This window comes from Streptomyces katrae, from assembly GCF_000717655.1.
In the GTDB taxonomy this organism is placed as follows: domain Bacteria; phylum Actinomycetota; class Actinomycetes; order Streptomycetales; family Streptomycetaceae; genus Streptomyces; species Streptomyces katrae_B.
Genome location: NZ_JNZY01000015.1, coordinates 81,844 through 102,002, shown reverse-complemented (window position 1 = coordinate 102,002; position 20,159 = coordinate 81,844). Strand labels below are relative to the sequence as shown.

Sequence of the window (20,159 nt, the reverse complement as noted above, 5' to 3'; positions counted from 1 at the left end):
CCGAAGAACTGCGCGGGACCGTGGAGAAGGCTCTCGCGAAGAACCCCGACCGACGGATGACCGCCGGCTCGGCAGCGGAGGAGTGCGCGCGGCTCCTCACCGCCCAGACGACCCACGCACTCTCCGCCGGCGCAGGGCCGGGAGCGACCCGGCCCGACCACCCCGAGGCCGGTGCGGGGCACGTGCCCGGCGCGGAGGACACCGGCCCGGCGCCCCTCGACCGCGTCCACCCGCGAGCGCGCGCTCATGGGCGCTTGCGCCGCGGCAGCCTCAGGCACCGCCGTCGGGCAGCATCGTCGCCTTCGACACCAAGGACCGCGCAGGTCCGGGCACCGCTCCGAGAAGCGCAGTCGGTGCCCCGCCGCTCAACAGGGAGCCTGCCGCAACCAATTCCTCCGCCGCCCCGGTCGATGCACGAACCGTCCCGGCTGCCACGGATCCGCCGGCACGAGTGCCCGACTCCGCCCACACCCGCTCAAGTGACGAGCCCAGCCGTCGATCCGCGACCGGACGACGTCCCTGCCGGCCACGAAGGACATGGACTTCATGAAGCCCACGGTCACGTTCAACCTGCGCGCGCAGAGCGTGATCCTGACCGGCGGACCGGTCCCCCAGCTTCCCGGCCACCACCGGGAAGTGTCCGCCGGGCCGGGGGGGTGGGCGCAGGCGGCGTCAGTCGGCGGCCCGGCGCCTGCCCCGTCGACGGCGTGGGTACGGCAAGAGCCGCGGCGAGCGTTTGGCGGCCACGTCCTCGACCCAGCCGAAGGCCAGCACCAGCAGGCCGAGCAGCGGGATCGCCACCAGCAGCGTGAACCACGGGCTGGCCAGCAGCCACTGGAGGTTCTTGTAGAAGAAGTGGACGCTCCAGAGCGGGTCGATCAGCGGGACGGCGACCACCAGCGCGGCCTCGTGCCAGAGGTAGACGCTGACAGCGCGTGCGTTGAGCAGGCTGACGAGGCCGTTCCAGCGTTCCAGCGGCCTGGGCCACTGCTCCCAGGACGGGCTGACGTGGAGCAGGATGGCAACGAAGCCGAGGGACCACAGGGCCTGGGCAATCGGCCAGGACTCGATGTCGGTCTGTTCGGTCGGATCGACCGGCCGGGTCTGCAGGTACCACAAGCCGGCCACCATGATCAGCGGCGCGATGGACGGCAGTACGTACTGCGGGATCTTCTTGAGCAGCCCCTCCTGGTGGGCCATGCCGAGGATCCAGCAGGAGCCGAACATGGTGAAGTCGTTGGCGGTCTCCCAGACCCGGCTGTAGATGAACTCCTGGTCGGCGAAGAACGTGTTCATGACGATCGACAGCGCCAGGGGAGTGATCAGCGTCACCACCGGGAATCGTCGCAGGGCCCGGAGCATCAACGGTGAGAGCAGGACGTACCAGAGGTAAGCCCGGAGGTACCAGAGCGGGACGATGATCTGCGCGGCCCACGTCTGTTCCACGAGATGGTGGAAACCGGGCAGCTCGTCCGCGTACGGCGGAGTGCTCAGCGGCAGGATCCAGAACGACAGCTTGGCCCACCACCAGGTGGAGTGGCCGTCGGAGTGGGGACCCCAGCCGTCGAGGATCTGGAGGGCGATCATGACGGCGCCGAACAGCCACATCGGTGGCAGCAGCCGGCGCAGTCGGCCGCGGATCACGCCGAGGGCGGGACGGCTGAGCGAGCGGGCCATCAGCGAGCCGGCCAGCGCGAACATCACGCCCATCGACGGGAAGACGAGGGGCAGCCAGAACCAGCCGAACTGGTGGTAGAACACCACGCGGACCAGCGCCAGCGCGCGCAGCAGGTCGAAATAGCGGTCCCGGCCGCCCTTGCGCTCGGACGGTGCCTCCGGCTCCGGCTCCTGTCGCAGAACGGCGGGGACCCTCAACTGGACGGTGTCCTGAATGCGCCCGAGGTCGACGGATGCAGTCACGGTCAGGCCTCCACGGGTACAGCGACCTCGCCGGTGCGCCGGAGCTTCTGCCAGCGCAGTCGGCCACCGGTCATCGCCGTGATCGCGGACTGCAACAGGACGATGTACATCAGCTGCCGGTAGACCAGTTGCTGGATCGGCAGGCTGATCAGATGCCAGGGCTTCTCGCGGTCGAGCCGGAAGGCGTACCAGGACAGTGCGGCCTGGAGCAGGATGAAGCCGCCCCAGCTGGTGAGGGTGATCGGGGCGTCCCCGAACAGCACGCCGTACACCAGGAACATGTCGACCAGCGGCGCCAGCAGCGGGGCGACCACGCCGAACAGCACGACGAGCGGCAGCCCGATCCGGCCGAAGCGCCCGGCCGGGCCGCGGGAGGTCACCGCGCCGCGGTGCTTCCACATCGCCTGCATGCTGCCGTAGCTCCAGCGGTACCGCTGGGACCAGAGCTGCTGGAGGCTGGCGGGAGCCTCGGTCCAGGCGCGGGCGTGCTCGGCGTAGACGATCCGCCAGCCGTCGCACAGCACCGCGATGGTGATGTCGGTGTCCTCGGCGAGGGTGTCGTCGCTCATCCCGCCGACCCGGTGCAGGGCCTCCTTGCGGAAGGCGCCGACCGCGCCGGGGATGGTCTGGATGACGCCCAGCATGTCGTACATCCGGCGGTCCAGGTTGTGGCCGAGGACGTACTCGATGTGCTGCCAGGCACCGATCAGGCTGTCGCGGTTTCCGACCTTGGCGTTGCCCGCGACCGCGCCGATCGCCGGGTCGCCGAAGGGCTGGACCAGCTCGCGCACGGTGGACGGCTCGAAGACGGTGTCGCCGTCCATCATCACGATGATCTCGTGTGAGGCGGCCGCGATACCGGTGTTGAGCGCGCTGGACTTGCCGCCGTTGGCCTGGCGGATCAACCGGACGAACGGCAGGTCCAACTCCTCGACGACGTCCGCGGTGCCGTCCGACGAGCCGTCGTCGATGACGATCACCTCGATCGGATGGTCGCTGGCGGCCAGGGAGTTCAGGGTGTTGGCTATGCACTCGAGTTCGTTGTAGGCCGGGACCAGTACGGTGACCGGCTCGGTGACGGGCGGCCCCCAGGCGTCCCGCCGCTTGGCGCGGCGGGCGTGCATCGGTGCGAGAACGAGCATCAGCGCGAACCGGCCGAAGTTGAGGAAGCCGACGATGGCCAGCAGCCCGACCAGCACCGGCAGGGTGTGCACGGCGAACTGGGTGGCCCAGATGAATCCCTTGCCCGCCCACAGCTGGTATCCGTGCACCGGCACGGTGGCGCTGGAGGCGCCGAGTGCGTCGGAGATGGTGGTGAAGCGGTAGCCCTGGGCCTGCAACTTGTCGATGATCTGCTCGAGCGCGGCGATGGTCTGGGTGCGGTCACCACCCGCGTCGTGCATCAGGATCACCTCGCCCGCACCGGGCTTGGACGGCATCGCCGCCTTGACGATCGCCTCGACTCCGGGACGCTTCCAGTCTTCGGTGTCGCGGTCGATGAACGCGGTGAGGTAGCCGCGCGCACCCACGTACTTGATCACCGGATAGTTCCAGTCGTCCATCGCGGAGGCGTCGGAGGAGTACGGCGGGCGGAACAGCGCGCTGTGGACGCCCGCGACGCCGGCCAGCGCCAGCTGCGTCTGCGCCAGCTCCCAGCCGATCCGGGCGTGGGACTGGTACGCCATATCGGCGTGGGTGAAGGTGTGCGCGCCGAGTTCGTGGCCGCCCGCGACGATCTGCCGGATCAGCTCCGGGTTGCGCGTGGTCATGGCGCCGGTCACGAAGAAGTCCGCACGGACGTTGCGGGCGGCGAGCACCTCCAGGATCTTCGGAGTCCACTCCGGCGAGGGGCCGTCGTCGAAGGTCAGGACCGCGGTGCGGTCGGGGATGTGATAGCTCACCGGTTGCGCGTTCTTGGTGCCACGCGCGTCGATGATCGGACCGCCCTTGAGCAGGTGGCCCGGCACGGTCGTCTTGTCGACCGAGATCGCGATCCGGGAGTCGTGGAACGCCTCGTTGGTGGCGAGACCGCGCAGGACGAGGAGCGCGAGAAGGCAGGCCAGCAGGGACAGCGGCATGAAGAAGCGCAGCGGCGGCGCGGCCAGTCGGCGCGGCCTCAGCAGGGACTGCCGGCGGCGCTGGTGGCGGGACAATGACGCTCCTGGTGATGGGTGGTGCGGAAGATCAGGGGTGCTTGGCCGGCTGGCCCGAAGCCTTTGCCCCGCGCGGCGCGGTGGCCGTGGGCTTCGATGGGGTGGATGTGCGGCCCGGCGTGGCGGCCGAGGTCTTCGTCCGGGGTGTCGCAGACCGCGTGGCCGTCCGGGGGGACGACGACGCGGACGACGCAGTGGGCGACAGCGACGGCACGGGTGAGGGCGACGGCGCGGGCGGCCTCGACGGCTGCGCGGGTATGCCCATCGCCGGGGCGTCCGCCTGCACACCGATCAGGCTGCTGCCCATGGCGACCGCCAGGATCGCGCCGACCACGGAGACGGGCCAGCCGAAGCCCCGCAGCAGACGGCCGCGCAGACCCGACTGGTCGACGAACACCGGTGCGGGAGCGGGCTCCTCAAAGCTGGACTCGAACATTTCGGGCTGTATCTGGTGCGCCGATCCGCGTTCGATGGAAGAGATGACTGGGCGCACCTTGCGAAGCCTTTCAGTGCAGGGTACGTAGACCGCGGGATGGCAGGGCGAACGCTAGTGCACCGGCCTGAATCGACTTGGGCTCGATATATGCATTTGGCGCGATCTGCCCAAGGGCCGTGACCGGATTGATATGACAATTGGCAGTACCCGCCGGTAGTCCTGCCCACGGTTGCCGACTATTGATGACCTTAGGATGACCCCCTGATCCGATCAGCAATTGATCTTTGCGCAATGGGCGTGTCCGGGTACCGCCTCTACGCCCCAAGGAGCCCGTGTGAGCCACCCCCGCCGCAGTTCTCGTCGCCGCGCGTGGACGGCGCTCACGCTGCCCGTCCTCCTGTGCGTACTCGCCGCGTGTTCCGGCGGCCCCGGCGACGATGCCGCCGCGCCCGCCCCCAGCGCCTCGCCGACCCCGTCCGGACCGCCGGGAACCCTGTTCGACAACTTCCACTACAACGGCCCCGACGACCCGGCGCTCACCGCCCACGGCTGGGAGGTCCGCACTGGTGGGGGCGGCCCGGGGATCAAGGACACCTGGTCCTCCGCCGGTGCCGGCTTCCTCTCCGACACGACTGCCCAGGGGGGCAGGGCCATGCGGCTGCAGGCCTCCACCGACGGCACCAAGCAGGGCACCCGGCAGGTCGAGGTGCAGAGCACCGGCAAGAACCTCTTCACGGGGACCTTCGCCGCTCGGGTCCACTTCGGCAACAAGCCCACGAGCGGTCGCAACGGCGACCACGTCGTCCAGACCTTCTTTCCGATTTCCCCGTCGGACTCCTCGGCCGACTACAGCGAACTCGACTTCGAGTACCTGCCGAACGGCGGCTGGGGTTCGGTGGGTTCGCAACTCGACACCGTCAGCTGGTACAAGGCCGATCCGCCGGACCGGGTCAGCCACACGCTCAAGCGAAGCATCGAGGGCTGGCACATCATGATGATCACCGCCGTGAACGGAAAGGTCACCTATTCCCTGGACGGCAAGGAGCTGTTCACCAGCTCCGGCAAGTACGTCCCGCGCGAGAAGATGGACGTCCACTTCAGCAATTGGTTCATCGATCATGCCTTCACCGGCGGTCCGCGCACATGGGAAATGAAGATCAATTGGTTCTACTACAAGGCCGGTGAGGCCGTTTCCCAGGCGGACGTCCAGAAAACGGTGGACGGCTTCTATGGTGCCGGCACCGACTACATCAACACCGTGCCCAAGTCCTGACCCGGTCCGGGGCGGCTTCGCCGGCTCGCCACGAAGCCGGGAGCCGTCCCGGCCGCAGGCTTCATGCCCGTCGGGCTCCCGGTCCGCGAGCCCTTCGGACCCTGCGGAGACCGCGCCCCACGTGATGGCTTCTCGATCCTCGCCGGTGGCGGTGAGGAGTACCTGCCCTTCACCGGCCGGTCGACCGCCCTCGTGCACGAGGTCCGTCCGCCGGCGAGATCGTCCGCCGGACGGTACGGGAAGCCGAGGCGGTCGTCGCCACCGCAAAAGTTTGCGGGTCGAGGGGCTCGAAGCGGGTGACGGCCGCCCTGTCGGTGTCCCTGTACCGGTCCGGCAGCGGACTCTGACGTGGCGCGATCCGCGCGACGGGGCCAGCCTGGAGGAAAGACCCTGCCCGCACACCGGGCGAACGGAGGCGGCCATGACGGCGACGACGCGGGATGACACACCGGTCGTGATCGAGGGCGGAGGCGTCGAACTCCGCACGCAAGCGATCGGAGAAAGCCTGTCCGTGGCCTTCGTCCGGTTTCCCCGGGGCACCGATATGCGGCCGGCCCTGACCGGCTTGCCCGACGGCCTCTGCGCCTGCCCGCACTGGGGCTACATGCTCAAAGGGCGGCTGAAGATGGTCACGAAGGACGGGGAGGAGGTCTACGAGGCGGGCCAGGCGTTCTACTGGCCGCCAGGGCACGCCCCCGTGGCACTCGAAGACTGCGAGTACGTGGACTTCTCGCCCACCGAAGCCTTCGCCGCCGTCGTCGACCACATCAAGGCGCAGGGCTGACCCGGCTTGCTCAGGCCCGGCGCCTGCCCCGTGCGGCCCATGCCCGTGCCCGCAGCGGGATCGCGCCGTCCGCTTCCCGGGGCAGTGCCGACCGCAACCGCTCACGCAGCTCCGCGCGGTGCTCCTCCGCCAGAGAGGCCACGTAGGTGGGCGCCGGCCCCTGCCCTCCCAGGAACGGCTGCCAGTAGTCGTCGAAGCCCGAGAACCGGGTGGCCACGCTGATCCCCTCCACCTCGACGTCTTCAAGCCCGGCACCGACCAGCAGCTCCCGCAGCGGCTCCTCGGCGCACAACGGGAACCTGACGGCCTCGTCCAATGCCAGGGCATTCGCGTCCAGGGCGGACGCGGCGTCCCAGAAGGCGCGGATGGCCTCCATGCCTCCCTCCCCGAAGTCCCAGACGTACACCCCGACTTGTCCCCCCGGGGCGATGACTCTGGCCATCTCGGCGACCGCCCGTGGTGCGTCCGGTACGAAGTTGAGCACGAGCCCGCTCACGGCGACCGACGCCGTCGAGTCGGCAAAAGGCAGGTTCACGGCGTCAGCCAGGACGAACCGCGCCCGCTGGTCGGCGATGTTCCTCCGTGCGTACGCCACGTAGCCGGCAGACGGATCGACGCCGACGACCGTCACCGGTTCGGCCGCATCCAGCACGGCCTGCGTCACCGCACCCGTGCCACACCCGATATCGCGCCAGCTCCCCCCGGGAGCCGCATCCATCCAGCGAACGAACCGGTGTGCCACCAAGCGGCTCCACCGCCCCACGTACGGCTCATACGCCTCACCAGCCACCCACATCGGCCCGCACCTCTCCTGAAGACGCCACCCCGTGGCCATCCTGCCGCTCCGACGCGGCAGACGACGGCACCACCAGGCCGACGCACGGGCGCCTCACCCTGCCAGGGCAGGGACGGCTGTGGCGGCGCCCTGCCCGGCCCCACCCAGCACCTGCGCCGCCGGCATGTCTGCTGCCCTTGAGGAATCCAGCACTAGGGTCTGCCGCATGACTCTTGCTTACGATGCAGCCGGAGACGGCCCCGCGCTGGTACTTCTGCACTCCGCGGTATGCGACCGACAGATGTGGGATCCGCAGTGGCCGGCCCTGGTCGATGCCGGATACCGGGTGGTGCGCTGCGACTTCCGGGGCTTCGGCCAGAGTCCCTTGCCGGACCGGCGCCACAACGATGCAGAGGACGTACTGGACCTGCTGGACTCCCTCGGCGTGGAGCAAGCGGCGCTGATCGCCTCCTCGTACGGCGGACGGGTTGCCGTGGAGATCGCCGCGCGCCGTCCGGACCGAGTCTCCGCCTTGGCGCTGTTGTGCTCCGGACTGCCCGGGCATGAACCCAGCGATGAGCTGCGCGCGTTCGGCGAGCGGGAGGACTCGCTGATCGAGGCCGGTGACATCGCGGGGGCCGTGGAACTGAACGTGGACACCTTCCTGGGGCCGGACGCCGACGAGGCGGTCCGGGATGAGGTGCGCGAGATGCAGCGGCGTGCCTTCGAGGTGCAACTGGCCGCCCCCGAGGGGGCCGGCCGGAGCAACGTGGACATCGACCTGTCAGCGGTCAAGGCACCCGGTCTCGCGCTTTCGGGTGGCCTCGACCTGGCGGACTTCCGGCAGATCGCGGCCCGGCTGCCGGAACTGCTCACCGACACCCGGCACGTCGAACTGCCCTGGGCCGGCCATCTCCCCAGCCTGGAGCGGCCGGACGCCGTTACGGACCTGCTGATCGACTTCCTGCGGGAGACGGTCCCTGCCGGCTGAGCAGGCGTCTGGTGTCCGGTCGCGCGAGGCAGCCTCGGCCGACCAAGGATCACAGCAAGCCGGCCCGGGTCTGAACCTGGGCCGGCTTCATTGACATCGAGGACCACGAGGCCCGGGACGCGGCCGGGTGCGGCTCCAAGCGCCCGAAACAGAACCGGGCGGTGGCTACCCGGTTGGACAGCCGACGCTCAGCCCAGCGGCACCGTGTCGGCGTCAGGAGCCCCAGCGGGAGGCCCGCGCCGCGAGTTCGAGGGCGGTGACGGCGCCTGGTCCGCCGCGCTCGCGCAGGAATTCGCCCGGGACGGTGTAGTGGGCGCCGGCCTGCGGGGAGCGGGCGGCCTGCCGCACGACGTCGTCGACCAGCACGGTGGCCATGTCCAGCCGCGGGTAGCGGCCGTGGAGGGCCTCGCCCTGGGCGTCGGTGACGAACTCGGTTCCGAAGCCGATGTCGACTCCGATGCCCCGGCGGGTGAGGTAGGCCAGCACGCCACGGCGTTCGGCGATTCCGTCCGAGGTGTGGAGGGCGATCGCCTCCCACACCGGGTCGGTCTTGTCGGCGCCATAGCCGTGCTCGGCGAGGAACCGGGCGGCCATGTCGGCGCCTTCGACCTCGAAACGCGCCTGGCCCGGGGCCGACGGCGAGGCCCCGAGGTCGTGCAGGACGCAGGCGTGGAAGAGGAGTTCGGCGTCGAAGTCGATACCGGGCTGCAGCCCTTCGTATTCGGCCAGCAGCGCGGCGAACACGTAGCTGCGGATGCTGTGGTTGGCGACGGGCTCGCTCTCGCACGACCGGACGAGCTCGAGGGCGGCACGGGCGACGGGAGTGTCCGGGAGTGCCGGCAGGGGGCGGGCTTCAGTGTCCATGAGGCGACCGTAGGCGCGTATCGGACCCACCGGTCAGTGGCACTCGTGCCACCAAGCGATAGAATCGTGCCATGACGGGTCGGACATCAGGCGGGGCACACCACGTGGTCGTCATGGCCCTCGAAAACGTCCTCGCGCTGGACATCGGGATCCCCTGGCAGGTCTTCGGGAGCTGGCGGGGCGGCCCCTACACGCTCACGGTCTGCGCCGAACGGCCGGGCCCCGTCCCGATGCACGGCGGCCCTCCGCTGTCCGTCGCGCACGGTCTGGACTGCCTGGCATCCGCCGACACCGTGATCGTCCCGGGCTACCTGGAGCCGGACGCGCCCAGCGCCGAGGTGACCGCCGCACTGGCGGGGGCGGCAGAGCGCGGCACCCGCATGGCGTCCATCTGCACCGGCGCGTTCGCCCTCGCCGCCGCCGGTCTGCTCGACGGCCGCCGGGCCACCACGCACTGGCTGTACGCGCAGGCGCTGGCCCGGCGGTACCCCGAGGTGACGGTCGTGCCCGAGGACCTGTACATCGACGAGGGCCAGGTGCTCACTTCAGGCGGCGTGTCCTCGGGCCTGGACCTGTGCCTCCACCTCATCCGCCGCGACCACGGCCCCCGCCTGGCGAACCAGCTGGCCCGGCTGCTGGTGGCCGCCCCGCACCGCGCCGGCGGCCAGGCCCCGTTCATCGACCTGCCCGTACGACCCGAGCCGTCCGACAGCCCCGCGCTGTACGACTGGGCCCTGCGCAACCTGCACCAGCCCCTCACCGTCGACCAGTTGGCCCGCCAGGCCGGCATATCCCGCAGGACCCTCATCCGCCGCTTCCACACCGACACCGGCCTGCCGCCCATGCGATGGCTACTCGACGCCCGCCTCACCCGCGCACGCGAACTCCTCGAAACCGGCGACCTCACAGTCGAAGCCGTCGCACGCCACTGCGGCCTGGGCACCCCGGCCAACTTCCGGACCCTGTTCAAGGCACACATAGGAGTGCCGCCCAGTGTCTACCGCGAGACATTCGCCGGCTGACGGACGCCCGGACCGCGATCCGGCGTCGACGAGGCGCCCACCGCCGCTGCTCCTGTCGACTCCGGCGACAACGCTCAGCAGACCCTCGGGCATTCGGCTTCTCATCAGTCGAAACGCGCGGGGCGAGAAGCGGGCCCACACCCCGCCGGAGATGTGGGCCCCTGAGCTCTCGCCGGACGCGCGGCTACTACCAGGACGATTTGGTGACTCCGGGGAGGAACCCGGCGTGGGCCTGCTCGCGCATCCGGACACGGGAGAGCCCGAACTTGCGGAGGTGCCCGCGGGGCCGGCCGTCGACGCTGTCCCGGTTGCGCACACGGGTCGCGCTGGCGTTGCGGGGCTGCTTGCGCAGCTCCGCCACGGCGGCTTCCCGTTCGGCGGCCGTCGAGGAGGGCCGACGGATGATCTCCTTCAACTCGGCGCGCCGTACGGCATACCGGGCGACGACCCTCTTGCGCTTCTCGTTCAGCGCGATCTTGCTCTGCTTGGCCATCAGACCTTCACCCCCCGGGCGCGGATCCGTGCCACGGCGGCCTCGACGCCGATCACATCGACGGTCTTGATCGCCTTCGCGCTCAACTTCAGGCGGACATGCCGGCCCTCACTGGGCAGCCAGTACCTCTTGCTCTGGATGTTGGGATCGAAACGGCGGGAAGTACGCCGGTGCGAGTGGGAGATGTTGTTGCCGAATCCCGGCTGGGCGCCAGTCAGTTGGCAGTGGGCGGACACGGGGGAACCTGCCTCTCGCTCGAGGGAAGTGTATTGGTAATGGAAACCATTACCAATATAGCTCATACGTCTCACCACCGTGATCACCGCGGTAGACCCCACGGTCGCCCTGTCCTCGGCGACAGCGACGGCCTGGCGGACGTCGACCTCGCGACGGCCGCCTCGGGCCGGCGAACGGTCGGGGACACCTGGGCCCGGCAACTGGAATACGCGCCCCGTAGTGACCCTCGGCGACAGCGAGGACGCCGATGACGAGCACCCGCCCCCCTCGCCCAGCTCCAGCCAGCCGCCCGCCGGGGGTCCGCCCGGCTCGCCAGCCGACCGGAGTCGGTCGTCACCTGGCGCTCGGCCGGCGGCCGCCTGGAAATCCGCGAGGCCGACTGCCGGCTCGAAGCTCCCGCCGCCCCGGCGGCGCAACGAGATCGCGTTCACCGGAGCAGACCTGGACCCCGATCGCATCGGCGGGGCTCCGAACTCCGCACTGCTCACCGACGCCGAGTTGTCACTGGGCCGCGACGACTGGCGGGCGTCGAACGATCCGCTCCTCAGGAACGCCGAAGGCGATCGAAGACCCCTCAAGCATATTGAAAATGGTCGTCGTTTTCATATAGCCTGGCGCCGAACACTTCGACACCCCAGGAGATCCGATGGCCGTCCCCAAGCGGAAGATGTCCCGCAGCAACACCCGCCACCGCCGGGCCCAGTGGAAGGCAACGACGCCGCAGCTCGTCCCGATCACGGTCGACGGCTCCGTGTACCAGGTTCCGCAGCGACTGGTGAAGGCATACGAGAGCGGCCTGCTGCGCCCCGAGGTCTGAGCCGATGGCACGCCCGACGAACATTCCGCTCCCGGTGACCGTCCTGTCCGGATTCCTCGGAGCAGGCAAGACCACTCTGCTCAATCACGTGCTCGGCAACCGCGAGGGCCTGCGCGTCGCGGTCATCGTCAACGACATGAGCGAGGTCAACATCGACGCCACGCTCGTACGCGGAGGCGAGGCCGCCCTCTGCCGCACCGAGGAGCGGCTGGTCGAGATGACCAACGGGTGCATCTGCTGCACCCTGCGCGACGACCTCCTGGAGGAGGTCGACCGGCTGGCCCGCGAGGGGCGCTTCGACTACCTGCTCATCGAGTCCAGCGGGATTTCCGAGCCGATGCCCGTGGCGGCCACGTTCTCGTTCCCGCGCGATGACGGCGCCACCCTGGGCGACCTCGCCCGTCTCGACACCATGATCACCGTCGTCGACGCCGCGAACTTCCTGCCGGAACTCGCCGGCGGCGATGAACTGACCGCTCGCGGGCTCGACCAGTACGAGGACGACGAGCGCACCGTCAGCGATCTCCTCATGGACCAGATCGAGTTCGCGGACGTCATCGTCCTCAACAAGCTCGATCTGGTCGGGCCGACGGAGGTCACCCGGCTGCGCGCGACTCTCGCGCGGCTCAACCCGGAGGCCAGGATCGTTCCCGCAGTCCATGGGCAGGTGACCCTCGAACATGTACTGGGCACCGGCCTGTTCGACGTCGAGCGGGCTCAGCAGGCCCCGGGCTGGGTCAAGGAGCTGAACGGCGACCACGTCCCGGAAACCGAGGAGTACGGGATCTCCTCGCTCGTGTTCCGCTCGGAACTGGCGTTCCACCCCGGCCGGCTGTGGACCTTCGTCACCAAGGGCCTCGACAGCGGCACCTTCGGGCAGATCCTGCGCTCCAAAGGCTTCTTCTGGCTGGCCAGCCGCCCCCGCGTGACCGGCCTCTGGTCACAGGCCGGCGCGGTCGCCCGCTTCGAGCCTTCGGGCGCCCGCGGACCGGAGACCACACAGGGCCAGGAGCTCGTCTTCATCGGCACCGGCCTGCGAGCCGAGGCACTGCAGGCCGCCCTCGAGGCCTGCCTGCTCAGCCCCGGCGAAGCCGTGCCCGCCGTGGACGACTTCCCGGACTGGGAGACGTACGGGATCGACGACGCCTGCGAGCACGAACACGGGCAGGCCGTGGGCTCGGCCGCCTGAAGACTCCGGGCCGGAGGGTGGTCGCAGCCACGGCACCGTCCGGCCCGGCTTTCAACCCCCCTACTGAAAATGATTCCCATTCTCGTATACTGAGGCCATGGCACGCAACGAAGTACGCCCGATCATCAAGCTCCGCTCCACCGCCGGCACCGGCTACACCTACGTCACCCGCAAGAACCGGCGTAACGACCCGGACCGGATGGTGCTGCGCAAGTTCGACCCCGTCGTCCGCCGGCACGTCGACTTCCGCGAAGAGCGCTGACCCCCTCCCCAAGAAAGGGCAACCCCATGAAGCCTGGAATCCACCCCGCCTACGGCCCCGTCGTCTTCCGCGACAAGGCTGCCGACTTCGCCTTCCTGACCCGCTCCACCGCCACCAGCGGCAAGACGGTGGAGTGGGAGGACGGCAACACCTACCCCGTCATCGACGTCGAGATCTCCTCGCAGAGCCACCCCTTCTACACCGGCACCGCGCGCGTACTCGACACCGCGGGACGCGTCGAGCGCTTCGAGCGCCGTTACGGAGGGCACAAGTGACCCTCCCCGTCGTGATCGTCGGCGGCATGCACGCCGACGCACGCAAGGAGACCGTCGAACACCTGCTGCGCGCCGTGCCGGGAAGTATCGCCCTGCACCACGACCTGTCCTCGGCGGCCGCGGGCAACGTACTTCGTACGCTGCGCGATTCGGGCGGTGCGATCTCCGCCGACGAGACTCCGCTGGTCAATGACTGTGCCTGCTGCGCCCTGCGCGAGGACCTCGTCCCCGAGCTGGAGCGACTGGCCGCGAGCGACCTGACCCGCCTGGCCGTGGTGGAACTCTGGGACTCGGTCGAGCCCCGGGCTATGGCCGAGGTCGTGGCCGCCCACGCCGGTGAGGTCCTGGAACTCACCAACGTGATCACGGCCGTCGACCCCGCACTCGTCCTGCCCTGCCTCGGCAACGGCGACGACCTCAGCGAGGCCGGACTCGCCGCCGCGGCCACCGACCAGCGGACCGTCGGGGACACCTGGGCCCGTCAGCTCGAATACGCGCCGGTCCTCGCGATCGCCGACAGCGAGGAGGCCGACGACGAGGACCGCGCCCTGCTCGCCCAGCTACACCCGACGGCCCGGCAGGTGCCCACCGGCTCCAGCGAACTCACCCGCTTGGCGTTCGCCGGCTTCGATGTGGAGACGGCCGCCGCCGCGCAGCACCCCGCGTGTGCGCTCCTGCCCCAGGATGCCGACGAGGCGGGGGTTGCCACGCTCGTGTGGCAGCGCCGACGGCCGTTCCACCCCGAGCGGCTCTACCAGGCCCTGGAGGACCTGACCTGCGCTGCGGCTCGTAGTCGCGGCCGGTTCTGGCTCGCCGACCGCCCCGACACCCTGCTCGCCTGGGACGCCGCGGGCGGCGCGCTGTGCGTGGAGAACGCCGGCCCCTGGCTGGCCTCGCTCCCCGACGCCGCCTGGGACCTGGTCCCCGCCATGCGTCAGGCCGCGGCCGCCCTCGACTGGGACCCCGAGCACGGCGACTGCTGCCAGCACCTGGTCTTCACCTCGCCGGGACTCGACCGCGACGGGATCGAACAGCTCCTGGATTCCTGCCTCCTGACCGAAGCCGAGTACACGGCCGGGCGTGAGGCGTGGAAGCAGCTCCCCGCCGCCTTCGGGCCGCTGCTCGACTCCGTCGCCTGACCCCTGCCACCCGCTCACCGACACCCCGAACCCCGTACCCCGAGGAACACCAATGGCCCGCCGCCCCTCCCCCAGCAAGCCGCTGAAGTCCCGCCCCAACCCGCTGGACACGGCAGGAATCACGTACATCGACTACAAGGACACCGACCTGCTCCGAAAGTTCATCTCCGACCGCGGCAAGATCCGCAGCCGCCGCGTCACCCGTGTCACCGCGCAGCAGCAGCGCCAACTCGCCCTGGCCGTCAAGAACGCCCGGGAGATGGCCCTGCTCCCGTACGCCGGCCGGTAGCGCACGGCCACGACCGCGGTGCCGGCGGAGCGCCGCCGCCGGCCCACCAGGGCCGTGACCGCGCGTTGGTGCTGGGGGTCGCCATTTTGGCTGGTCAGCCGTGGTGCGGGAGCACCATCACCGCCGGCGCCCCTCTCACCGTGGTCTCCAAGACTCTGCGGCACTCACCCTCTCGACCACCGCGAACTTCTACAGCCACCTCGCCCAGCAGGCCGCCCGCCGAAGCCGTCGACACCATCGACCTCACCCTCACGGAAGCCGAGAGGACCGGCCGCCGGACGGACCGGCCGGCGTGGCTGCGACCACCCGGCGACCGCATCCAGCCCTCCGTGAAGCCCTCCACCGGCTGGAAAAGGCCGTCCTCTCATATGTGAGAGAACGGCCTCCGACCTGCGTAAAGCATGGTCGGGACGACAGGATTTGAACCTGCGACCCCTTGACCCCCAGATGGCTGCGCCAGGCCCACAATCAGGACATGTGGCGCTATTTGAGGGCGAGGAACGGGTGCCAATGCGCGTGCCGTGCACCTGCGTGCAGCGGCACTGGTCCCCAACTGGTCCCCAACCAGTCGTCACCCCAAGGCGCCACTCGGGAGGTTCGGACGGATTGGGCGGGCCGCGCACGCCCTGGGCTTTCAGCCCACTCCCCCAGCCGAGCCGGACTCCCACTCCTCTCAATTGTGACGCTTCCCACTCCCACGGGCGACCTGGAAGGGTGGTTCGTGAGTCTTTGTGTGTTTTTGTCGTCGCCTGATGGTGTGGGTGCGGACCGAATCCGCTGGTCCGCAGCCGGTTGTCTGCCGGGGCGCGTACGCGATGCGGGAGATCGTGAACTCGATCCTCTACCAGGGCCGGACCGGCTGCCAGTGGGCTTGCCTGCCGCACGATCTGCCGCCGAAGAGTGCGACGTACTACTACTACTTCGCCGCCTGGCGGGACGACGGGACCGACCAGGTCATCCACGAACTCCTGCGCTGCCAGGTCCGGGAGCGGGCCAGTCGATTAGAGGACCCGACCCTGGTGGTTCTGGACACGCAGAGTGTCCCTGCGGCTGCCGGGGTCCCCGCCACCACGACCGGCCGGGATCCGGCGAAGCGGGTGCCGGGCCGCAAGCGGGAACTGGCCGTGGACGTGCTCGGGCTGGTCATCGCCGTCATCGTGCTGGCCGCGAACGCTCACGACAACGCCGTGGGCATCGCCCTGCTGGACCGGGTTGCCGAGCACGCTGGCGGCACCGTCCGCAAGGCCCTGGTCGACCAGGGCTTCAAGAACCAGGTCGTCGCGCATGGATCCGGCATGGGCATCGATGTCGAGATCGTCGAACGCAACCCGCAGGAGACAGGGTTCGTTCCGCAGCCGAAGCGGTGGAGGGTTGAGCAGACCTACGGGATCCTGATACTGCACCGGCGCCTGGTCCGCGACTACGAGCACCGCCCGGCCTCCTCCGCCTCCCGCGTCTACTGGGCCATGACCCACGTCATGGCCCGCCGGCTCACCGACGCGAACACCCCCACCGAGCGCGATGCGCAGGCGATGGCAGCGTGAACATCGACCCCCTGCTCGACGCGCTCGGCATCCAGCAGGACGCCGCCCGGGCCTGGCCGAGGACCTCCGCACCAAGATCGACGCACTGCAGGCTCGACTGCGGGAGGCCCAGATCCACCTCGAGCATCTGGCGATCACCCGGAAGACCGTCACCGCCCTCGCCGACCGGATCCCCGCCCAGGCGGACTCGCCCTACCTTCCCGAGCACCCGGACCACCCCCGCATCCTCACCGTATTCAACGAGGCCACCGGACCCCTCCGGGCCCGCGACGTCTGTCAGGCCCTCGACCACGAACTGCTGCCGAAGAACGTCGAGGACATCCGCGCCAAGCTGAAACGCCTGGTCAAGCTCGATGTCCTCACCGAAGTCGATGTTGGCAGCTTCGCCAGGAAGCAGTAGCCGGCCGAGCGCCCGCCCAGCAGCCATACCCCAGCCTCACCCGGAAACAGACATCAACTCACGAACCGCCCTCTGAAGTGCGTCTGGATGGCCGTCACGAGCCTGGACCCCACCGGCCAGGGCCGAAAGCGCTGGACCCACGCTGGAAAGCCGCTCTGAACGCCTTCGACATCACCTTCGACGGCCGACTCCCAGCCGCCCGCCGCTGAACCCCCTGACAACTCCAGAACCACCGTTAGCTTTACAGACCCGCCGGCCGAGGCGTATCCGAGGGCCGGTCCTGAGAAGCGGAAGTGGAGGTGGAGGTTAGTCCCTGCTTCTCACGGGTTGGCGCCGTTCCCCAGGCTCATGTGCTGTGGACGTGCCCTCGTGCGCCCGGGTGCTGGGCGGGCCGGGACGCCAAACGTTCTGCCCAGGGTGGGTCTGCGCCGGGGACGGAGCAGGTGAGGGCGGCGACGCGGGCGGCGAAGGAGCAGGCGTCGGTGGTGCCTTCGAGGGTCAGGGCGTCGAGTCGGCCGCCAAGGTGTCCGAGTGCGGTGAGGCGGTGCAGCAGGCCGGCAGTGAAGGCGTCTCCGGCGCCGACGGTGTCGATGACGTCGACGGTCGGGGCCGGGACGGTGACGCGTGCGCCGTCGAGGGAGGCGAGGGCGCCGCGTCCGCCGAGGGTGATGACGACGAGGCGCGCGCCGGCCGCGTGCCAGGTATCGCAGGCCTGTTCGGGGCTGGCCCCGGGGAGGAGCAAGCTGAGGTCGTCTTCGCTGAGGCGGAGGATGTCGGCCACGGCGCACCAGTGGTGGAGCCGCTGGTGGTAGGCGGCGGGCGGTACGAGGAGTGGGCGGACGTTGGGGTCGATGGACACGGTGGCGTGCTCGCGCGCCTTGGCGAGGTAGTCCTCGATGTGGCTGCCTCCGGGGCGGCGTATCAGCGCCAGGGAGCCGGTGTGCACGGCGACGGTTTCGCCCGGCACGGTGTCGGACAGTTCGTCGGCGGTCCACTGCCAGTCGGCGGCGCCGTCGGCGAAGAAGGAGTAGGTGGCCTGGCGGGTCTCGTCGAGGTCGGCGATGGCCAGGGTGCTGGGCTCGGGGGCGGCCACGCTGCCGCTCAGGTCGACGCCGGAGGCGCTGAGGCGGTTGCGGAAGAGGGTGCCGAAGACGTCGTTGGAGATCCGGGCGAGGAAGCGAGTGGGGGTGCCGAGTCGGGCGAGGGCAACGGCGGTGTTGGCGGGGCCGCCACCGGGCAGGACGCGCAGGGCGAGATCGGCGGGGCTGGACAGGGCGGGGTCGGTGAAGGCGTCGGCGACGCACTCGCCGAGGACGGTGACGCTGCTGGTGGGGATGTTCATGGGCTGTCTCTCTGTAAAAGCGCAGTGCAGGGGGCTCGGTCGTAGCGTTCGTCCTTGACCTTGCGGATGGACACGCGCCGGACTCAGCCCTTGACCGCAGAGCTGGCCACGCCTTGGACGAACCACCGCTGGAAGAACGCGAAGACGATCAGCACCGGTAGGACCAGCAGGACGCCGAAGGCGAGGATCTGGCCCCAGTCCGGGGGCTGCTGGCCCTGGAAGACGCTCATCTCCAGCGGCAGCGGGCGGACCGACGGGTCGGAGACCATCAGCACCGGCCACAGGAACGAGCCCCACTGGATAAGGAAGGTCAGGATCGCCACTGAGGCGAACGCCGGCTTGCTCATCGGGACGATGATCGCGAAGAAGGTGCGCCAGGGGCCCGCGCCGTCGATCCGGGCAGCTTCCTCGATGCTCGGTGGGATCGAGCGGAAGAACGTGTGGAACTGATAGACCGAGAAGGCGTTGGCGATGAAGGGGAGCGCCAGGATGTAGAGGGTGTTGCGCTGGTCGTTGAACATGTAGAAGAGCGGGACGGCCACCGACTCGAACGGGACCAACATCAGCAGCAGAATGAGCGTGAAGACGGCTTCGCGTCCGCGCCACTTCAGCCGTGACAGCCCGTACGCGGCCATCGAGTTGACGAACAGGCCGCCCGTCACGACCACGAACGCCAGCAGCAGCGAGATGCCCATGAAGCGCCAGAAATAGCCGGTGCTGTCGGAGTTGAGGCTGCTCAGGACGGCGGAGTAGTTGTCGAAGGACAGGTCGGTCGGGAGGAAGCCGGAGAGACCGTTCAGGATCTCGTCGGACGGCTTGAGGCTGCCCAGGAACAGGTAGATCACCGGTAGCGCGAAGACGGAGGCCAGCACGCTGAGTACGGCGTAGTCCATGAAGCGGCGCAGGGGCGTAGGGGTCGTGCCCATGAGTCAGTCCTCGTTTCCGGGCCGGATGACGCGGCGCTGGATGAGGGTCAGGACGACGACGATCAGGAAGAAGACGACGGTGATCGCGGACGCCTGGCCGATGTTGTTCTGGTCGAAGGCGGTGGTGACGGCCTGGTACATCACGGTGCGGGTGACGTCCTCGTCCAGACCGCCCCCGCGGACGAGGACGTACACCTGGTCGAAGACCCGGAAGGAGAGCACCGAGGTGAGCATCGCAACGAAGACGAGGGTGGAGTGGATGCCGGGCAGGGTGACGTGGCGGAACTGCTGCCAACGACTGGCGCGGTCGAGTTCGGCGGCCTCGTAGAGCTCACCCGGGATCTGCTGGAGGCCGGCGAGCAGGATGACCATCTGGAAGCCGACGCCCTGCCAGATGGACAGCACGACGATCGAGGCCATCGCGGTGGCGGAGTCGCCGAGCCAGTCGAAGGCGCCCCAGTTGCCGAAACTCACCGCGTCCAGCGCGGAGTTGAGCATGCCCTGGTCACTGCGGGCCAGTATGAGCCGCCAGATCACGGCGACCAGCGCCATGGGGAAGACGACCGGCATGAAGAAGAGCGACCGGAACAATCCGATGGCCTTGAGCTTGCGGTTGAGCAGGATCGCCAGGGCCAGTGCCAGGGCCGTCTGCACGGGTACGACGAACACGGCGAAGGTCAGGTTGTTGAGCAGGGCCCGCAGGAACGGGCCGGACAGGTCGGGGTCGGTGAACAGCCTCCGGTATTGCTCCAAGCCGAAGAAGCTGGGCTCCAGCGGGGAGCCGAGGCGGACGTTGTAGAAGGAGAGCACCACGGCGTAGCCGAACGGCACACCGACGAAGACGATCAGTCCGACGACGGCCGGGGCGGACATGAGTAGTCCGTGCAGCCAGTCACGGTTCTTGCGGCCCGGCCGCGCTGATCGCGTCGATCGCGCGGATGTCACGGATGTCACGGATGTCACGGATGAGGCCTGCTCCGGGCCGGGCGGCGCGGCGTGCGCGGGTTCCACGGATGTCACGGGAGGGT

21 protein-coding genes and 2 pseudogenes are annotated in these 20,159 nt (G+C 69.5%); 14 read left to right on the top strand and 9 right to left on the bottom strand.

Features of this window, described 5'->3' with window-relative positions:
- Positions 1–672: 672 nt before the first annotated feature.
- Entirely contained in the window at positions 673–1,920 is a 1,248-nt protein-coding gene (locus tag IF09_RS0120015; protein ID WP_234321077.1) for an acyltransferase family protein, read from the bottom strand.
- Between the two features lie 2 nt (positions 1,921–1,922).
- The gene (locus IF09_RS0120010; protein ID WP_051832668.1) at positions 1,923–4,073 is read right to left on the bottom strand and encodes a glycosyltransferase; all 2,151 of its coding nucleotides are present in this window, start codon (positions 4,071–4,073) and stop codon (positions 1,923–1,925) included.
- On the opposite strand from IF09_RS0120010, the gene IF09_RS0120005 reads away from it, so the two are divergent.
- The 3 genes from IF09_RS0120005 (at position 4,073) to IF09_RS0119995 (ending at position 6,566) form a co-directional block, all read left to right on the top strand.
- Positions 4,073–4,597, top strand: a complete 525-nt coding sequence (locus tag IF09_RS0120005) for a hypothetical protein (RefSeq protein ID WP_030297564.1) — start codon at positions 4,073–4,075, stop codon at positions 4,595–4,597. The genes IF09_RS0120010 and IF09_RS0120005 overlap by 1 nt on opposite strands.
- 246 nt (positions 4,598–4,843) lie before the next feature.
- Entirely contained in the window at positions 4,844–5,782 is a 939-nt protein-coding gene (locus tag IF09_RS0120000) for a glycoside hydrolase family 16 protein (protein WP_051832666.1), read from the top strand.
- 421 nt (positions 5,783–6,203) lie between these two features.
- Positions 6,204–6,566, top strand: a complete 363-nt coding sequence (locus tag IF09_RS0119995) for a hypothetical protein (RefSeq protein WP_030297562.1) — start codon at positions 6,204–6,206, stop codon at positions 6,564–6,566.
- 10 nt (positions 6,567–6,576) lie between these two features.
- Here IF09_RS0119995 and IF09_RS0119990 read toward each other — a convergent pair whose 3' ends face one another.
- A complete protein-coding gene (locus tag IF09_RS0119990) occupies positions 6,577–7,362 on the bottom strand; it encodes a class I SAM-dependent methyltransferase (protein WP_030297561.1) in 786 nt (261 codons plus the stop codon).
- A 205-nt stretch (positions 7,363–7,567) separates the two neighbouring features.
- Between IF09_RS0119990 and IF09_RS0119985 the strand changes: the two genes are divergently transcribed.
- Positions 7,568–8,332 carry an alpha/beta fold hydrolase gene (locus IF09_RS0119985; protein ID WP_030297559.1) on the top strand — a complete coding sequence of 255 codons (765 nt, stop codon included), beginning with the start codon at positions 7,568–7,570 and terminating at the stop codon, positions 8,330–8,332.
- 213 nt (positions 8,333–8,545) lie between these two features.
- On the opposite strand, the gene IF09_RS0119980 is transcribed toward IF09_RS0119985, so the two are convergent.
- Positions 8,546–9,196, bottom strand: coding sequence for an HD domain-containing protein (locus tag IF09_RS0119980; protein ID WP_030297556.1), 651 nt, complete (start codon positions 9,194–9,196; stop codon positions 8,546–8,548).
- A 71-nt stretch (positions 9,197–9,267) separates the two neighbouring features.
- Here IF09_RS0119980 and IF09_RS0119975 point away from each other — a divergent pair, with 71 nt between their 5' ends.
- Positions 9,268–10,218, top strand: a complete 951-nt coding sequence (locus tag IF09_RS0119975) for a GlxA family transcriptional regulator (protein ID WP_037635456.1) — start codon at positions 9,268–9,270, stop codon at positions 10,216–10,218.
- Positions 10,219–10,405: 187 nt separating this feature from the next.
- Here the strand turns inward: IF09_RS0119975 and rpsN are convergent, their stop codons facing one another.
- Both rpsN and rpmB read right to left on the bottom strand, forming a co-directional pair.
- Complete coding sequence (gene rpsN, locus IF09_RS0119970; RefSeq protein ID WP_030297551.1) at positions 10,406–10,711, bottom strand: 30S ribosomal protein S14; 306 nt, start codon at positions 10,709–10,711, stop codon at positions 10,406–10,408.
- Positions 10,711–10,947 carry a 50S ribosomal protein L28 gene (gene rpmB, locus IF09_RS0119965; RefSeq protein WP_030297549.1) on the bottom strand — a complete coding sequence of 79 codons (237 nt, stop codon included), beginning with the start codon at positions 10,945–10,947 and terminating at the stop codon, positions 10,711–10,713. The genes rpsN and rpmB overlap by 1 nt, the downstream gene beginning before the upstream one ends.
- Before the next feature lie 647 nt (positions 10,948–11,594).
- On the opposite strand from rpmB, the gene rpmF reads away from it, so the two are divergent.
- The 9 genes and pseudogenes from rpmF to IF09_RS47085 all read left to right on the top strand — a co-directional run.
- On the top strand, positions 11,595–11,765 hold the full coding sequence (gene rpmF / locus IF09_RS0119960; protein ID WP_030297547.1) for a 50S ribosomal protein L32: 171 nt from the start codon (positions 11,595–11,597) through the stop codon (positions 11,763–11,765).
- A 4-nt stretch (positions 11,766–11,769) separates the two neighbouring features.
- Positions 11,770–12,954 carry a GTP-binding protein gene (locus IF09_RS0119955; protein WP_030297544.1) on the top strand — a complete coding sequence of 395 codons (1,185 nt, stop codon included), beginning with the start codon at positions 11,770–11,772 and terminating at the stop codon, positions 12,952–12,954.
- A 97-nt stretch (positions 12,955–13,051) separates the two neighbouring features.
- Complete coding sequence (gene rpmG, locus IF09_RS0119950) at positions 13,052–13,216, top strand: 50S ribosomal protein L33 (protein WP_007267663.1); 165 nt, start codon at positions 13,052–13,054, stop codon at positions 13,214–13,216.
- 26 nt (positions 13,217–13,242) lie between these two features.
- On the top strand, positions 13,243–13,491 hold the full coding sequence (locus tag IF09_RS0119945; protein WP_030297543.1) for a type B 50S ribosomal protein L31: 249 nt from the start codon (positions 13,243–13,245) through the stop codon (positions 13,489–13,491).
- A 26-nt stretch (positions 13,492–13,517) separates the two neighbouring features.
- Entirely contained in the window at positions 13,518–14,630 is a 1,113-nt protein-coding gene (locus tag IF09_RS0119940) for a CobW family GTP-binding protein (RefSeq protein ID WP_051832692.1), read from the top strand.
- A gap of 52 nt (positions 14,631–14,682) precedes the next feature.
- The gene (gene rpsR / locus IF09_RS0119935) at positions 14,683–14,919 is read left to right on the top strand and encodes a 30S ribosomal protein S18 (RefSeq protein ID WP_030297540.1); all 237 of its coding nucleotides are present in this window, start codon (positions 14,683–14,685) and stop codon (positions 14,917–14,919) included.
- An 800-nt stretch (positions 14,920–15,719) separates the two neighbouring features.
- Positions 15,720–16,463 (top strand): annotated as a pseudogene (locus tag IF09_RS0119925) (IS5 family transposase); the annotation flags it as partial.
- Positions 16,441–16,863, top strand: a complete 423-nt coding sequence (locus IF09_RS40405) for a hypothetical protein (protein ID WP_234321076.1) — start codon at positions 16,441–16,443, stop codon at positions 16,861–16,863. The pseudogene IF09_RS0119925 and the gene IF09_RS40405, both read left to right, overlap by 23 nt.
- 72 nt (positions 16,864–16,935) lie before the next feature.
- Positions 16,936–17,072: pseudogene (locus IF09_RS47085) on the top strand (IS256 family transposase); the annotation flags it as partial.
- Between the two features lie 137 nt (positions 17,073–17,209).
- Here the strand turns inward: IF09_RS47085 and IF09_RS0119915 are convergent.
- From IF09_RS0119915 to IF09_RS0119905, 3 genes are all read right to left on the bottom strand, one after another.
- A complete protein-coding gene (locus IF09_RS0119915; RefSeq protein WP_037635449.1) occupies positions 17,210–18,205 on the bottom strand; it encodes a carbohydrate kinase family protein in 996 nt (331 codons plus the stop codon).
- Positions 18,206–18,288: 83 nt separating this feature from the next.
- Entirely contained in the window at positions 18,289–19,131 is an 843-nt protein-coding gene (locus IF09_RS0119910) for a carbohydrate ABC transporter permease (protein ID WP_030297533.1), read from the bottom strand.
- Between the two features lie 3 nt (positions 19,132–19,134).
- Positions 19,135–20,151 (bottom strand): carbohydrate ABC transporter permease, encoded by a 1,017-nt coding sequence (locus IF09_RS0119905; RefSeq protein ID WP_030297531.1) that lies wholly within the window; start codon positions 20,149–20,151, stop codon positions 19,135–19,137.
- Between the last annotated feature and the right edge of the window lie 8 nt (positions 20,152–20,159).